General features: G+C 68.5%; 12 protein-coding genes. 4 read left to right on the top strand and 8 right to left on the bottom strand.

The window, feature by feature from the left end; translation table 11 throughout:
• Positions 1-17: 17 nt before the first annotated feature.
• Both VN779_RS16885 and VN779_RS16880 read right to left on the bottom strand, forming a co-directional pair.
• Complete coding sequence (locus VN779_RS16885) at positions 18-1250, bottom strand: hypothetical protein (protein ID WP_325724369.1); 1233 nt, start codon at positions 1248-1250, stop codon at positions 18-20.
• A 102-nt stretch (positions 1251-1352) separates the two neighbouring features.
• The gene (locus VN779_RS16880) at positions 1353-2411 is read right to left on the bottom strand and encodes a TerC family protein (RefSeq protein WP_325724367.1); all 1059 of its coding nucleotides are present in this window, start codon (positions 2409-2411) and stop codon (positions 1353-1355) included.
• A 386-nt stretch (positions 2412-2797) separates the two neighbouring features.
• On the opposite strand from VN779_RS16880, the gene VN779_RS16875 reads away from it, so the two are divergent.
• The gene (locus VN779_RS16875) at positions 2798-4804 is read left to right on the top strand and encodes a SpoIIE family protein phosphatase (protein ID WP_325724365.1); all 2007 of its coding nucleotides are present in this window, start codon (positions 2798-2800) and stop codon (positions 4802-4804) included.
• A gap of 202 nt (positions 4805-5006) precedes the next feature.
• Here VN779_RS16875 and uvrB read toward each other — a convergent pair whose 3' ends face one another.
• The 6 genes from uvrB to rpsA form a co-directional block, all read right to left on the bottom strand.
• Positions 5007-7148, bottom strand: a complete 2142-nt coding sequence (gene uvrB / locus VN779_RS16870; protein WP_325724362.1) for an excinuclease ABC subunit UvrB — start codon at positions 7146-7148, stop codon at positions 5007-5009.
• Between the two features lie 110 nt (positions 7149-7258).
• Positions 7259-8017 carry a decaprenylphospho-beta-D-erythro-pentofuranosid-2-ulose 2-reductase gene (locus tag VN779_RS16865; RefSeq protein WP_325724360.1) on the bottom strand — a complete coding sequence of 253 codons (759 nt, stop codon included), beginning with the start codon at positions 8015-8017 and terminating at the stop codon, positions 7259-7261.
• A gap of 15 nt (positions 8018-8032) precedes the next feature.
• Positions 8033-9466: an FAD-binding oxidoreductase gene (locus tag VN779_RS16860; RefSeq protein ID WP_325724358.1), complete on the bottom strand. Its 1434-nt coding sequence runs from the start codon at positions 9464-9466 to the stop codon at positions 8033-8035.
• Positions 9456-10544, bottom strand: coding sequence for a decaprenyl-phosphate phosphoribosyltransferase (locus VN779_RS16855; RefSeq protein ID WP_325724356.1), 1089 nt, complete (start codon positions 10542-10544; stop codon positions 9456-9458). The genes VN779_RS16860 and VN779_RS16855 overlap by 11 nt, the downstream gene beginning before the upstream one ends.
• Positions 10545-10731: 187 nt before the next feature.
• Positions 10732-11400 (bottom strand): dephospho-CoA kinase, encoded by a 669-nt coding sequence (gene coaE, locus VN779_RS16850; RefSeq protein ID WP_325724354.1) that lies wholly within the window; start codon positions 11398-11400, stop codon positions 10732-10734.
• A gap of 220 nt (positions 11401-11620) precedes the next feature.
• On the bottom strand, positions 11621-13114 hold the full coding sequence (gene rpsA, locus VN779_RS16845; RefSeq protein WP_325724352.1) for a 30S ribosomal protein S1: 1494 nt from the start codon (positions 13112-13114) through the stop codon (positions 11621-11623).
• A gap of 278 nt (positions 13115-13392) precedes the next feature.
• Here rpsA and VN779_RS16840 point away from each other — a divergent pair, with 278 nt between their 5' ends.
• The 3 genes from VN779_RS16840 to VN779_RS16830 form a co-directional block, all read left to right on the top strand.
• Entirely contained in the window at positions 13393-14214 is an 822-nt protein-coding gene (locus VN779_RS16840; protein WP_325724350.1) for a class I SAM-dependent methyltransferase, read from the top strand.
• A gap of 153 nt (positions 14215-14367) precedes the next feature.
• Positions 14368-15651, top strand: coding sequence for a hypothetical protein (locus VN779_RS16835; RefSeq protein ID WP_325724348.1), 1284 nt, complete (start codon positions 14368-14370; stop codon positions 15649-15651).
• Between the two features lie 114 nt (positions 15652-15765).
• Positions 15766-16263: SDR family NAD(P)-dependent oxidoreductase (locus VN779_RS16830; RefSeq protein WP_325724346.1), on the top strand; the 498-nt coding region annotated here is incomplete at its 3' end.

Below are 16263 nucleotides of genomic sequence, written 5' to 3'. Positions count from 1 at the left end.
CAAAGTCGCGCTTGAGGTTACGGAATCGAGCCGCCGGCGTTGATCGGGATGTAGCACGCATACCACCCGGCACCGACCGCGAGCGCGGCCAGGACGAGGTAGACGGCCGGGCGACGCTGGATCTTGGCCAGCGCGGAGGCGATCGGCAGCAGCAGCGGGAAGAGAGCGAGGAACTCGCGCGGCACGACCGTGTACACGTGGATCGACGCGTAGACGATCACCGCGACGATGACCGTGTAGCAAATAAGCGGCCACGGCACACGCTGGAGAATCAGCAGCACGATAAGCACCGGAACGGCGAGTAGCGCGGCAGTGGTGATGAGCGTCGGGTAGTTCTGGTAACCGGGTGCGGTACCGAGCATGCCCTCGTGGATGCGGTGCAACACGAACTGCACGTTGCTGAAGCCGGTACCCCACTGCTTCTGTGCCTTGAGATAGCCGGTGAGGCTGCCCATGCGATGCGCCACGTAAGCGAGGTAGCCGATCATGCCGAGCGGCGGGATCACCAGCGCGAACCAGGGGCGCCAGGCCGCGCCGCCCGTCGTGTCGTCGCGCAGGTGACCACGGCGCTTGATCAGTTCGATGAGCGCTGCCAGACAGACGGTGGCGACGAGGGCGTTCGCGGTCGGCCTGGTCAGCCCGGCGAAGAAGGCCAGGATCCCGGCGGCGACCCACCAGCGACGCAGCAGCGCGTAAATCGCCCATGCGGACAAGCAGATCGCGAGGGTGTCGGCGTATGAAGCACCCTCGATGACGGCGGAGGGCAGCAGCGCCCAGAGCGCGGCGAAGATCACGCCGGTGCGCGCGTCGCGGACCCGCCGGCCGATCTCGAAGAGCGCCCAGGCGCAGGCCGCGGCGGCGAGCCAGGTGATGATGACGCCCACGACGTCGACACTCAGGCCGGTGACGTCGTGGCCGAGTCGCATCAGTCCCGGATAGAGCGGGAAGAACGGGAACGGCGAGCCGAACTTGGCGATGTGCGTGTCGTAGCCGTGCTCGGCGATGAGCCGGTACCAGCCGGAGTCCACGAACACGAACAGGCCGCGCTGGGCATATCCGTGCCCTGCGGAAAGGATCGCGAAGACCGCGGTGCTGACCAGCCTGATCGCGAGGTAGATGCAGACCGCGGGCCACGCGCGCACTGCGGAACTGCGGGCTAGCCGCGCGGCTGTGCGCGGCCAGGAGGCGTTGGCCGGAGCAGAGCCGCCGGGCGAAGCCTGGTCGTCCGCCGCCACCACGGTGCCGCTCACGCTCAGCCGTCCCTTCGCCCTGCCACCTGGCGCTTCCGCCTCGTCAACCGGCGGATCATAGCAGCGTACTCCGCGCGGCCTGCGACCCGGCCCGCGAGCCGGTCAGCGCTCCTGGCCGGTCGCGGAGGCGGCCTCGAGCGCGCGGCGGCGGCCGACGGTCAGGCTCAGCACCGTCGTCACGGCGAGGGTGACGACGATGACGCCGAGCGAGAACGGAATGGAGACGCTCGGCAGCGCGATCGGGCCCAGGTGCTCGATTCCGGACCCGTGCAGCGCCTCGACGATCATCTTCAGGCCGATGAAGCCGAGCACGACAGACAGGCCGGTGGACAGGTAGACCAGCCGATCGAGCAGGCCGCCGATGAGGAAGTACAGCTGGCGCAGGCCGAGCAGCGCGAAGGCGTTGGCGGTGAATACGATGTACGGCTGCTGAGTCAGCCCGAAGACCGCGGGGATGGAGTCGAGCGCGAACAGCAGGTCGGTCGCGCCGATCGCGAGGATCACCAAGGCCATCGGCGTGAGCGCGCGACGCGTACGAGCAGCACCGGAGGGCGCCGGTTCGCTGGTGATCTGCGTCGTCAACGCGGTGCCGTCGTACTCGTCCACCGTCGGGTACACGCGGCGCACCAGGCGAACCAGGCCGCTTTCACGGGCCGGGGCGGGCTTCGGCGAACCTTCGGCGGCATCGCTGTGCGCCGGGCCGCTCTCGTGTCCGGCGGCCAGCTTGACCGCGGTGTAGATGAGGAACGCGCCGAAGACGTAGAACACCCAGTCGAACGTCGAGACGATCGCCGAGCCGAGGCCGATAAAGATCCCGCGCAGTACCAGGGCGATAAGGACGCCGACCAGCAGGACCCGGTGCTGGAAATCTCGCGGCACCTTGAATCGCGCCATGATGATCACGAAGACGAAGAGGTTGTCGACCGACAGGCTGTACTCGGTGATCCAGCCGGCGAAGAACTGGCCGCCGTAGGTCGGTCCGGCGATATGGCTCAGGCCGATACCGAAGGTGATCGCGAGCGCGGCCATAGCGGCAACCCAGGTACCAGCCTCGCGTAGCGATACGGCGTGGGGCTTGCGGCCGACGACGAACAGATCAAGGGCGAGCACGGCCAGCAGGCCGATCAGGGTGGCTCCCCAGACCCAAAGGGAAACGGACATCGCGAACCTCCGGCGGACTTAGGCGTCAGTCATCACCGGAGGTCTCCTCCACCACGCTGAACGCGGGGCCGATGACACCGGATCGAGGCCGCGGCCGCCTTGGGACGTCCGCGACGCCGGTCGTGTTGACGGACGTCACCGCTGGGGTCAGGGAGTACTCCCCTCCTTGCAGATCCATTCTCGCACAGGCGGGCGAGAGGCTGTGATTCATCCGCCAGAGTGAAGAAATCGGCCATTCGGCGTACGCGGAGCAACCGGCCGCCTACTCTTGGCTGCGGACACGCGGCGGCGGACCCGAAGCGGACGCTGGACCGGACCGCTGGACTGGAGCACGTCGGCGAATCCCATCCGGCGGCGCGACGAAGACCGGGCGAGGGCAGGTGGGCGTGAACGGTACGGAGAGCACGGTCGGGGCGGTGTTGGCGACTGGACGGCTGGACCGCGCAGCGCCGCCGGATGCCGGCGCGACCAGGGCCGGACCGAGCGGCCGAGCAGGAGCGAAGAGCGGGAAGAAGCAGCGTCACGAGACGAGCGTGCCTGCGCTGGACGATGTTGCGGCAGAGGGAAACGTTGTCGTAGGGAATGTAGTCGGCGGCGATACGCATGCCGCGCCGGATGATCGAGGCACCGCAGCCGCATTTCACCGGGACAGATTCGCCTACCCGGCTCCCGACCTGGACGCCGAACCAGGCGCCTCACCAGACCCGGACGCTGAATACGCCCTCACCCCCGAGCGGTCCAGCCGCGGCCGCGGCTGGGATCCCTTGGATGAGCTCGCGGTGCGCGTCGGCTCGACTCTTGATCCGGCGATCACCGCGCAAGAGGTCGTGGACCTGGTCGTGCCAGGGTTCGCCGATCACGCCTCGATCCTGCTGCGCGAGAGCGTGCTGAACGGCGCCGGGGCCGCCGAGCCGAACGAGGGGCCGGTGCGGCTGGTCAGGATGGCGTTCAGCTCCTGGGATAGCACGCTGGCCGAGCAACTGCGGTCCGCGTGGCCGGTCGGGCGGGTCACCGTCGTTCAGGATCATTCGCCGTGCGTGAAGGCGATGCGGTCGCATGAAGTGATCATCGACACGATGCACTCCCTTCCGTCGAGCGCGGACGGCTCAGATGTCGAGAAGCTGCTCGGCGGGCGCCCGGCGGTCTATGCCCCGTTGCTGGTCGGTGGCCGGGTGCTCGGGGTCATGGTGTTCTCCCGCAATCCGGCCCGCGGCGGATTTCGCCCGGCGCAGATCGCCTCGATCGAACGGGTCGCGGCGCGCGCCTCGATCTGGATGGACAACGCTCGGCTGCATGACCAGCTGCGTCATACCGCGATCAGCATGCAGAAGGCGATGCTGCCGACCAAGCTGTCCGCGCCGGCAGGCTTGGAGATCGCGCACCGGTATCTGCCGGGCAGCGACATGGCGGTGGTCGGTGGCGACTGGTTCGACGTGATCGCCCTGTCGGGCGGCCGGGTCGCGCTCGTGGTCGGCGATGTGATGGGCCACGGCATCCAAGCGGCCAGCGTGATGGGGCAGTTGCGCACCGCGGTCCGCACGCTCGCGGCGGTGGATCTGCCGCCCGCCGAGGTGTTGGCGCACCTTGACGACCTGATGCCGGACATCGACGACACGCTGTTCGCGACTTGTGTCTACGCGGTCTACGATCCGTCGACGCAGCAGTGCTCGATGTCCCGGGCCGGCCATGTGCCGCCGCTGGTGGTGCGCCCGGACGGCAAGACCGAGGTACTGCACCAGATCGCTCCCGGCCTTCCGCTCGGGCTGGGCGGCGCGATGGGCACGTTCGGCACCTTCGATATCGAGCTGCCGGATGATTCGCTGTTCGTGCTCTGCACCGACGGGCTGTTGGAGAACAAGGCCCGCGATATCGACTCTGGGCTGAACCTGCTGCGGGCCAACCTGGCCGACCCGGGCCGGCCGCTGCAGGAGATCTGCGACCAGGTGGTCAAGGAACTGGACCTGACCAAGGATCGGGACGATATCGCGCTGCTGATCGCCCGGGTGCATCCGCTGCCGCCTGACCGGTCGGCCGCGTGGCGGCTGCCCGGCGAACCCAGGCAGGTCGCGCACTGCCGCCGGTTGGTGCGCGACACCCTGGCCGCCTGGGGGTTGACGGCGCTTACCGAGACGGTCGAGTTGCTGGTCAGCGAGCTGGTGACGAACGCGATCCAGCACGCGGGCGGCGAGATCCGGCTGCGCCTGCAGCGAGATGAGGGCGCGCTGCTGTGCGAGGTCTGTGACCAGACCCGTAACCCGCCCGAGCTGCAGGAGCTGTCCGCGACCGCCGAGCGCGGCCGGGGCATCCTGCTGGTCAACGAGCTGTCCGGCAAGTGGGGTCACCGGCGTACTGCGTCAGGCAAGATCGTCTGGTGCACCCTTCCGATCGAGTAGCCGAGCCGCCTGCCCGATTATCTGGATAGATAGTCGGACAGGAGTGCGCGAGCTCGGCTCGGCTCGGGCGGCGAAGGGTCGCCGCCAGTTGGCGTCCACGGGCACTGACTTCGAGTCGCGACGACTTCGGCGTGCGCTGATGGCCCCGTCCAATTAGCTGGATAGGTACGCGGCGTGCATGCCGCACAGCACGCCAATCTGGTCAGACGCCGGCGGCGCGCATGCCGCGTAGTTCCTTCTTCAGTTCGCCGATCTCGTCGCGGAACCGGGCCGCGAGTTCGAAGCGTAGCTCGGCCGCCGCGGTGTGCATCTGGGCGCTAAGGTCCTCGATCAGCGCCTCGAGCTCCTCGGCCGGTTTGCCGACACTGCTTTCCCCCGTTGCACGGAGCCCGGCCAGCGTGGAGACGCCGCCCGTCGAGCCGAAGCCGGGGACCGGTGCCCTGCCGGAGCCCCCTCTTCCCATACCGCGCTGCCGCCCCGCGCCGCCGAGCAGTTCCTTGGTGTCGGCGTCCTCGCGAGCCAGTGAGTCGGTGATGTCCGCGATGCGCTTTCGCAGCGGGGTCGGGTCGATGCCGCGTTCCTCGTTGTACGCGATCTGCTTTGCGCGCCGCCGATTCGTCTCGTCGATGGCTTTTGCCATGCCGGGGGTGATCTTGTCGGCGTACATGTGCACCTGGCCGGACACGTTTCGCGCCGCGCGGCCGATGGTCTGGATCAGCGAGGTGCCGCTGCGCAGGAAGCCTTCCTTGTCCGCGTCCAGGATCGCGACCAGGGAGACCTCCGGCAGGTCCAGGCCCTCGCGCAGCAGGTTGATGCCGATCAGCACGTCGAACACGCCGAGGCGCAGTTCGCGCAGCAGCTCGACCCGGCGCAGCGTGTCGATGTCCGAGTGCAGGTAACGGACCTTGACGCCCAGCTCCAGCAGATAGTCGGTCAGGTCCTCGGACATCTTCTTGGTCAGCGTGGTGACCAGGACGCGCTCGTCCCGCTCTGCCCGGGTGCGGATCTCGTGCACCAGGTCGTCGATCTGACCCTGCGTCGGCTTGACGATGACCTCGGGGTCGATCAGTCCGGTGGGCCGGATGACCTGCTCGACCACGCCGCTTGCCTGGGACAGTTCGTACGGTCCCGGCGTCGCGGACAGGTAGACGGTCTGCCCGATCCGCTCGACGAACTCCTCCCAGCGCAGCGGCCGGTTGTCCACCGCCGAAGGCAGCCGGAAACCGTGGTCCACCAGCACCCGCTTGCGCGAGGCGTCGCCCTCGTACATCGCGCCGATCTGCGGGACCGTCTGGTGCGATTCGTCGATGACCAGCAGGAAATCCTCGGGGAAGAAGTCGAGCAAGGTGTTTGGGGCGCTGCCGGGCTCGCGGCCGTCGATGTGCCGGGAGTAGTTCTCGATGCCGTTGCAGAACCCGACCTCGCGCATCATCTCCAGGTCGTAGGTGGTGCGCATACGCAGCCGCTGCGCTTCGAGCAGCTTGCCCTGCCGTTCCAGCTCTGACAGACGGTCGGCTAGCTCCGCCTCGATGCCCTCGACCGCGCGAGCCATCCGCTCTGGACCGGCCACATAGTGCGTGGCCGGGAAGATGTAGAGCTCCGAGTCGTCGGTAAGCACCTCACCGGTGACCGGATGCAGCGTCATCAGCCGCTCGACCTCGTCACCGAACAGCTCGATGCGCACCGGGTGCTGCTCATAGACCGGGAACACCTCGACCGTGTCCCCGCGCACCCGGAAGGTGCCGCGAGTGAAGGCCAGGTCGTTGCGGCTGTACTGGATGGAGACCAGCTTGCGCAGCAGCCGGTCGAGCCCGAACTCCTCGCCGACGTTGAGCCGGATCATCCGGTCGACGTACTCCTGCGGCGTGCCCAGGCCGTAGATGCAGGACACTGAGGCGACCACGACCACGTCGCGCCGGGTCAGCAGCGAGCTGGTGGCCGAGTGTCGCAGCCGCTCGACCTCCTCGTTGACCGAGGAGTCCTTCTCGATATACGTGTCCGTCTGCGCGATGTACGCCTCGGGCTGGTAGTAGTCGTAGTAGGAGACGAAGTACTCGACGGCGTTGTTCGGCAGCAGTTCGCGGAACTCGTTGGCCAGCTGCGCGGCCAGCGTCTTGTTCGGGGCCATCACCAGCGTCGGGCGCTGCAGCTTCTCGATCAGCCACGCCGTCGTCGCGGATTTGCCGGTGCCGGTCGCGCCGAGCAGCACGACGTCCTTCTCGCCGGCGCGCACCCGCCGCTCCAGGTCGGCGATCGCTTGGGGCTGGTCTCCGGACGGCTTGTATTCGCTGACGACCTCGAAGGGCGCCACTTTTCGCTCAAGGTCGGTCAACGGTCGAGTCATGGATACAACGGTAGACGGACGCGCCGACAACGGGCGACGCTGCCGATCTGGCCGCCGCGCGGGACTGTGGAAAATCCGCGAACGCCCTGGTCAGTCCGACGCCAAAGCGGTCAGCGCTCGGCGGCCTTCCGGAAGAGGGGGCGCGGCAGGTGGCGCAGTCCGGACATGACGTAGCGCAGCGCGCCCGGAACCCAGACGATCTCCGAGCCGCGGCGCAGGCCGGAGATGATCGCCTCGGCGACCGCGTCCGGGGTGGTCGACAGCGGCGCCTTCTCCATGCCCGCGGTCATCTTGCTCTCGACGAAGCCAGGTCGCACGACCATGACATGCACGCCGCTGCCGTGCAGCGAGTCGCCAAGGCCCTGGGCGAACGCGTCGAGTCCGGCCTTGGTAGAGCCGTAGATGAAGTTGGCCTTGCGAGCGCGCTCGCCGGCGACCGAGGAAAGCACGACCAGCGAGCCGTGGCCCTGCTTCTTCAGGGCGTTGGCGCACACCAGGCCGGAGGACACGGCGCCGACGTAGTTCGTCTGCGCGACCTTGGCCGCGGCCACCGGGTCCTGCTCGTCACTGGCCTGGTCGCCGAGCACACCGAAGGCGACCAGCACGACGTCGACGTCTCCGGCCGCGAAGACCGCGCCGAGCGTCTTCTCGTGCTCCTCGACCTGTCCCGCGTCGAAGGCGACGGTCTCCACCTCGGCGCCGTACGCGCGCAGGTCCGCGGCCGCCGCGTCGAGGCGCTCCGAGGGCCGGGCGGCCAGCACGATCCGCTTGGTCTTGGCCGCGGCCATCCGGCGGGCGGTCGCCAACGCGATGTCCGAGGTGCCGCCGAGAATCAGCAGCGACTGGGCGGAACCGAGCGCGTCCTTCATGGTCTGTCAGCTTCCTTAGAGAGCCAGTCGGCGGGACTGGTCCGAGACGAACACCCCGTGCGGGTCCACCTTCGCGCGCACCTCGCGGAAGTCGTCAAGGCGCGGGTACATGGCCGACAGGTGCGCGGGGGCCAAACGGGCGTCCTTGGCGAGATACACCCGTCCGCCCTCGGACAGTACCTGCTCGTCGAGCCAGTTGAGCAGCCGGTCGAGCCCGGGCGTGCCGGTCGGGAAGTCGAGCGCCAGCGTCCAGCCCTCGGCCGGGAAGGAGAGGTAGCCGGGCGAGCCCTCACCGAAGCGCTTGAGCACGGACACGAACGACGGCGCCTGCACCCGGCTGATCCGCTCGACCATCCGACGGAACGTCACATCCGCGCTGAACGGGACCACGAATTGGTACTGGAGGAAGCCCGCCTTGCCGTAGACCCGGTTCCAGTCACGGATGCCGTCGAGCGGGTGGAAGAACCCGCCGATCGTAGCCAGGTGGTGGTGCGTGGACGGGGTCTTGCGGTACCAGACCTCGTTGGCGATCGCGATGGTGCGGCGATTGAGCAGGCCGGAGGGGAAGAGGTCCGGGGTGGAGGCCATCGGCTTGGCGGAGAAGGCGAGCGGTTCGCCACGGTGCTTGGCCGGGAGCTGGTCGAGGGTGGCGAAGTTGCCGCAATCCAGCAGCGCGCGGCCGAGCTTCGGGCCCTTGGCCAGGCAGTCCATCCAGGCCACGGTGTAGCGGTAGTCGGCGTCGGTGCCGGCCAGCTTCTCCATCAGCGCGTCGAGGTTCGGCAGCTTGAAGGTGTCGACCGCCAGGCGCGAGGTCTCGATCGGGACCATGCGGATCGTCGCGGCCAGCACGACGCCGGTCAGGCCCATGCCGCCAGCTGTGGCCCAGAACAGTTCGGGGTCGGACTCGGGAGTCACCGTGCGGACGGATCCGTCGGCGAGCAGCAGGTCCAACGAGGTGACGTGCTGCGCGAACGAGCCGTCGGCGTGGTGGTTCTTGCCGTGGATGTCGCTGCCGATCGCGCCGCCGACGGTGACGTACCGCGTTCCGGGCGTGACAGGCACGAAGTAGCCGAAGGGCACAAGCGCGCGCATCAGCGAGTGCAGCGAAACGCCGCTCTCTGCGGTAACAAGCCCGGTCTCCAGGTCAACCGACAGGATGCGGTTGAGGCCGGTGAGGTCGAGCACGCGACCGCCCGCGTTCTGCGCCGGGTCGCCGTAGGAGCGGCCGAGCCCGCGGGAGATGACGCCGCGTGGTCCGGCGGTGGCGACGGCGTCGGCGGCTTCCTCGCGGGTGCGCGGCCGGACGACCTCGGCGACCGTCGGCGAGGTGCGGCCCCAGCCGGTGAGCAGCTGTGGTCCTTCCTCGGTCTCGGCGGCGGGGCCTGCCGCGCCGGGCCGGGCGAGCAGCGCTCCCCGCCCCGCGCCGGTGGACCACTGCTCAGCTGGCATAGAAGACTCCCAATGCGAAGCAGGCGAGCCAGATCGCCGCGATGGCCATGATCACCCGGTCGCCGAGCAGGACGTCCTCGGGTTCTCCGGCGTTGCCCGCGTCGACGAACATGGCGTAGCGCAGGAAGAGGAAGGACCAGGGCACGATCGAGATCTCGTGCCAGTTCACCCCGGCCGTGTTCTGGCTGAGGTTGAAGGCCCACAGGGCGTAGGTGAGGATCGTGAGGCCCGCGGCCATCTGCCAGACGAAGCGCAGGTACGACTCGGAGTACGCGGCCAGGGACTTGCGGGTGGTCGCGGCGGCCTCGCCCATCAGGATCATCTCGGAGTGCCGCTTGCCGGCTACCATGAACAGCGAGCCGAAGGCCGTGGTCAGCAGGAACCACTGGGAGAGCGGGATACCGGCCGCGACGCCGCCGATCATCGCGCGCAGCAGAAAGCCGCCGGCGACGAGCGCGAGGTCGAGCACCAGGATGTGCTTGAACCAGGCGCTGTAGGACAAGTGCATGGCCAGATAAACCGCGATGACGGCGGCGGTCGCCGGGTTCGCGGCCAGCGAGACGCCGAGCGCGGCGATGGAGAGCACCACGACCATGCCCCAGGCCAGCGGGATGGGGATGAGACCCGCGGCGATCGGCCGGTGCCGCTTCTTGGGGTGCATGCGGTCGGCTTCGACGTCGAGGGCGTCGTTGGCGTAATACACGGCGGCGGCGGCGAGGCAGAACGCGGCGAATGCGATGGCGCTGGCGCTGAGCACGGCGGATTCGTTGATGCGGCCGGCCGCCAGCGGGGCGGTGAGCACCAGGAAGTTCTTGACCCACTGCTTCGGCCTGGCCTCACGCACCAGCGCGCGCACGAGCTTCATGCCGCTGACCGGAGTCGCGCCCGGATGCTGGGCGGCGGCGAGCGGCACCGGAACGAGCGCGGAGGGGGTCGCGCCGTGGTCCGCCGCGGGCTCGGATTCGGCGCCCGAATCGGTTACCTGGACCGTGCCGGTCTGGTCGCCGCTCACTCCGGCCTCGTCATCCGAGGAGGCGGTCGCGGACCGGCTGCGCTGCCGCGCGGGGATCGTCACCACGTCACCCTCCCAACGTTGATCGGTCCTGTCCGACGGCGGGAGCACCGCTGGGGACCTCGGGGGCGCAAAACAGCAGTCTCGTCGGGGTCTGACGCCGCGCCCCGATCCGTCCGCGCACGTTGTCCTGCCTGGACGGACGGCTAAGGGAGATTATCAGGATCGGGGCCGTCGGCCCTACTCACCCGGGTTATCGCGCGCCTGCGCCGCGCGGACCTTTGCGCACGTCATCGGTGCTCTGCGCAGCCGTGCGGCGGATTGTCACGATCCTGTCCCAGAGCGCTGCCACTTGGTCGGTGAGCTCCTCGGGCGTTCCGTCGTTGCTGATCACGACGTCGGCCGCCTCGAGGCGCTGCTCGCGTGGAGCCTGTGCGGCGATACGCGCGGACGCTTCCGCTTCAGTCATGCCGCGGTCGCTGACCAGCCGGGCGATACGGACAGCGTCCGCTGCGTCCACGACGACGACGAGTTCGAACAGGCTAGCCAGTCCGGACTCGACGAGCAGCGGGATGTCCTGAACGACGACGGAGCCTTCGGGAGCGGTCATGACCCGTTCGGCCATCCAGGCGCGTACGCGCGGGTGCACGATGCCATTGAGTACCGCACGCCGATCTTGGTCGGCAAACACGACGGAGGCGAGAGCGGCACGGTCTAAGGCACCGTCCGAGGCAAGTACCGCATCACCGAATGCCTTGACCACGGCCGCCAAGCCTTCGGTGCCGGGCGCGACGACCTCGCGCGCGGCCACGTCCGCGTCGAGGATCAGCGCGCCGCGATCGGCTAGCAACCGGGCGACGGTGGACTTGCCCGCGCCGATGCCGCCGGTCAGACCGACCAGGACAGTTCGTGCCTCACCCATGGTGCTTCACCTTACTGAATGCGTCCGTCCTGACTGCGCCGGAGCCGCGGCGCTGGGCGTCGTCTGACGGCCCATCAGAGCGAGAGCGGTAAGGCGGCGACGAGCGGGACGCCCGCGAAATGACGACGGGCGCTTGAAGGAATCGTGGTGATTCCTTCAAGCGCCCGGTTCGACGCTTAGTCAGCTAGCGCCACAGTGCAGTTACCGTGCGGTGAGCTGGTCAGCTCTGTCCGCCGGCCAGCTTCTCGCGCAGCGCGGCCAGGGCCTCGTCGGAGGCAAGCGCGCCGGTGTTCTCGGCCGGAGCCGAGGACGAGTAGGTGGACGGGGCGGCCTCGCCCGGAGCGGCAGCGCTGCCGCCGGCGGCAGCGGCCTCCGCGTCGGCCTTGCGGGCCTCGGAGATCTGCTTCTGGTGCTGCTCGAAGCGGGTCTGCGCCTCGGCGTACTGGCGCTCCCACTCCTCGCGCTGGGTGTCGTAGCCCTCGAGCCACTCGCCGGTCTCCGGGTCGAAGCCGTCGGGGTAGACGTAGTTACCCTCGGCGTCGTAAGAGGCGGTCATGCCGTAGAGGGTCGGGTCGAACTGGTCGACCGTCGCGTCGCCGGTCAGCCCCTCGTTGGCCTGCTTGAGCGAGAGGGAGATGCGGCGGCGGTCCAGGTCGATGTCGATGACCTTGACGAAGATCTCGTCGCCGACCTGCACGACCTGCTCGGGGATCTCCACGTGCCGCTCGGCCAGCTCGGAGATGTGCACCAGGCCCTCGATGCCCTCGTCCACCCGGACGAACGCGCCGAACGGCACCAGCTTGGTGACCTTGCCGGGCACGACCTGCCCGATCTGGTGGGTGCGGGCGAACTGCTGCCACGGGTCTTCCTGCGTCGCCTTGAGCGACAGCGAGACCCGCTCGCGGTCCATGTCCACGTCCAGGACCTCGACCGTGACCTCCTGGCCGACCTCGACGACCTCGGAGGGGTGGTCGATGTGCTTCCAGGACAGCTCGGAGACGTGCACGAGGCCGTCCACGCCGCCCAGGTCCACGAAGGCGCCGAAGTTGACGATCGAGGACACCACACCGTTGCGCACCTGGCCCTTGAGCAGGGTGGTGAGGAAGGTCTGGCGCACCTCGGACTGGGTCTGCTCGAGCCAGGCGCGGCGGGAAAGGACCACGTTGTTGCGGTTCTTGTCCAGCTCGATGATCTTGGCCTCGAGCTCCTTGCCGACGTACGGCTGCAGGTCGCGCACGCGGCGCATCTCCACCAGCGAGGCCGGCAGGAAGCCGCGCAGGCCGATGTCGATGATCAGGCCGCCCTTGACCACCTCGATGACGGTGCCGGTGACGATCCCGTCCTCGTCCTTGATCTTCTCGATCGTGCCCCAGGCCCGCTCGTACTGAGCGCGCTTCTTGGACAGGATCAGCCGGCCCTCCTTGTCCTCCTTCTGGAGGACTAGGGCCTCGACGTGGTCGCCCACGGAGACGACCTCGTGCGGGTCCACGTCGTGCTTGATCGACAGCTCACGGGACGGGATGACGCCCTCGGTCTTGTAGCCGATGTCGAGCAGGACCTCGTCCCGATCGACCTTCACGATGGTGCCGTCGACGATGTCGCCGTCGTTGAAGTACTTGATGGTCTCGTCGATCGCGGCGAGGAAGGCCTCCTCCGAACCGATGTCGTTGATAGCGACCTGCGGGGTTCGGACGGTCTCGGTGCTGCTCGTCATGGGGGAAAGGGCTCCGGATACGGATATGTGGTCGGATGACACACGCGGCGGAGCCTGACTCGGGAACTGAGCGGTTCGAAAGTCGGTGCGGCCCCCTCGGTCCGAAGCCACACGGGTCCGCAGCGCAACAGCCAGGATACGGGCCGCACGCTTCCATGGTCAATCGAGCTTGGTGGGATCACACCGAACCGAGACGTGGTCGGGTGATGCGATATGAGCGTGCTGTGCGGACAACCGCAAGATAGCGTGTCGGGCTGTGCTTTTGGAAGGGCGGCGGCATGGGTGAGGCGAGCACCGACTGGCGTGAGTTCGTGACTCGGCGTCAGGCGAGTGATGAGGAGACCGTTCGGGCTAATCGGCGGTGGTGGGACGGCGCTTCGGACTGGTATCAGGAGGAGCACGGCGCGTTTCTCGGCGACGCGCGGTTCCTGTGGGGACCGGAGGGCTTGTACGAGGACGAGGCACACCTACTCGGTGCGGTAACCGGCAAGCGGGTGCTTGAGGTCGGCTGTGGCGCGGCGCAGTGTTCTCGGTGGCTGGCGAAGCAGGGTGCGGATGTGGTGGCGTTCGATCTGTCGTGGCGCCAACTACAACACGCGCGACGCATTGACGAGGCGTCCGATGAGCCTCCGCTGCAACTCGTGCAGGCTGACGCGACGGTTCTGCCATTCGCGGACGAATCGTTCGATATCGCATGCTCAGCCTTCGGCGCGGTTCCGTTCGTCGCGGACTCGGCAGCCGTGATGCGGGAGGTCGCTCGAGTGCTGCGACCTGGCGGACGGTGGGTGTTTGCGGTACCGCATCCCTTCCGTTGGTGTCTGCCAGACGATGGCGGTGAGGGCGGGCTGCGTATCCGGGACTCGTACTTCGATCGGCGCCCTTATGTCGAGCAAGATGAGAACGGCGTCGCGACGTATGTAGAGCATCATCGGACGCTCGGCGACCGGGTGCGTGAACTGACCGCGGCTGGCCTAGTGCTGCTGGATCTCGTCGAGCCGGAGTACCCGGAGGACATGGACGAGCAATGGGGCGGCGGATGGTCGAAACTGCGCGGTCGCCTGGTCCCCGGCACCGCGATCTTCGTGACTGAGAAGCGCTAGGCCGGCGGCTTGCGACGGGTGGCGGGCAGCGGCCGAGCGGCGCCGATCGGCTGGTACCCGCGCAGCGGTACGGCTACAGTCCTGACCCGACACTCCGCGGGACCGGGGCGGTACGAACCTTCCCGCGACCGCTTTCCGGAAGGGGCGCCGCCCATGGCCCGCCGCCACCTCGCCGACAGCGCCCTGGTGGCCGTCGGCACGCTCGTCGGGAGCGTGCTCTCCTACGGCTTCAGCTTCGCTCTGGCGCACGTGCTCGATCAGACGAGCTACGGGCAGATCGGCTCGCTGCTGATGATCTCGCTCGTGGCGTCGATCCCGGGCACGGCGATCCAGGCGGTCACCGCGCGCCGCATCGCCAGCGCGGGCGCCCTCGACGCGCCGGCTCTGCGCGCGCTGACCGGACCGCTGATGCGCTGGTCGCTGCTGGTCGGGATGGGCACGACGGTGCTGCTCGCGGCGCTGGCTCCGGCGGTGTCGGCATTGCTGCCCGCGGTGTCGACTGGAGGGGTCGCGTGGACCGCGCTCAGTCTCGTCCCGAACGCGTTGATCTTCGGCTATCTGGGTGTGACGCAGGGCAGCTCGCGGTTCCGGGCGTTCTCGATCCTTTTCGTGGGCTTCAACGGGGCGAAGCTGGTGGCCGGCGTGATCGCCGGCGCGGCGGGGGCGCGACCGGGAATGATCATGGGGGCGATGGCGGTCTCATGGTTCGTGACAGCGGCCGTCGCCCACTACGGACTGCGCGAAATCGTCGGTAAACCACACCTCGTGCGCGGCCTGGGATACGTACACGAATTGGGCACGGCATCGTGGAGCCTCGGCGCGGTGCTCGTCCTCTCGCTGCTGGACGGACTGCTGGCAGCGCACTACTTCAACGGGGACGTGCTCGGCCGGTACCAGGCTGGGGCGCTGTTCACCCGCGCGGGTTATTTCGGCCCGCAGTTCGTCGGCGTGCTGGCCTATCCGAAGCTCGCCGTGCCAGAGACGCGACGTAAGGCGTTGATGACCGCGGTAGTGCTTTCGATTGGAATCGGGCTGCTCATCGTCGCGTGTACGTTGTTCGCCGCCGATCCGATAATCCGCATCGCGTTCGGCGCCAAGTATCTCGACGGCGCGGCCATGCACTTCGACCTCGCGTCGTCGGCCTGGCTGTTCGCGCTGGCCGGCGCGACACAGGCGCTGGTGCAGTTGGCACTGCTCGACGCGGTCGCGCGCCGGTCGCACGTGATCGGCTGGCTGGTCTTCGGCGGGATCCTCATCGAGGTCGCGATCATCCTCGCATTCGCGCACCACACCGCGACGCAACTCATCGGGACGGCGGCGTGCTGCGGCACAGCCACGGCGGCGCTGAGTCTCACGGTGTCCGCGCTCGCTAGGCACCACGCCGCTGCGCAGCATCCGGCGCAGCCTAATTCCGAGTACGTCGCCGCAACTCCCTGACGGTCCGAAGTCGAACTCTGCGTTACCGCGAGCCGCGACGCCCTACAGGTTTCGGCCGCAGTATGTGGGCCGGCCACATGCGCGTGAGCGCGGCGTGACCCTACGGTCGGGACCATGACGACGGTGGATCTGGCGCCCGAGACCGACGAGGTGGACCTGAGCGGCCGCACCGCGCTAGTCACCGGCGCCGCGAGCGGGATCGGGCGTGCGTGCGCGCTGGCGTTCGCCGCGGCCGGAGCGCGAGTGCGCGCGGTGGACTTGGACGAGGCCGGAGCCGGTGAGGTGGCGGCGGCGATCGGCGGCGAGGCACTGGCGGTGGACCTGGCCGATCTCGAGGCGCTGCCGATGCTGGCCGCCGACGCGGACATCATCGTGAATAACGCGGGCTTCCAGGTGGTGCGGCCGGTTGAGCAGTTTCCGCCCGAGGTTTTCCGCCGGATGCTGACGGTGATGGTCGAGGCCCCGTTTCGGCTGGTGCGCGGTGCGCTGCCGGGGATGTACGAACGCGGCTGGGGCCGGGTCGTGAACATCTCCTCCGTGCATGGGCTGCGCGCCTCGGCGTACAAGGCGGGCTATGTCACGGCTAAGCACGCGCTCGAAGGCTTGTCCAAG

Source organism: Actinocrinis sp., assembly GCF_035605935.1.
GTDB lineage: Bacteria > Actinomycetota > Actinomycetes > Streptomycetales > Catenulisporaceae > Actinocrinis.
This window is presented reverse-complemented; position numbering and strand designations above follow the sequence as displayed.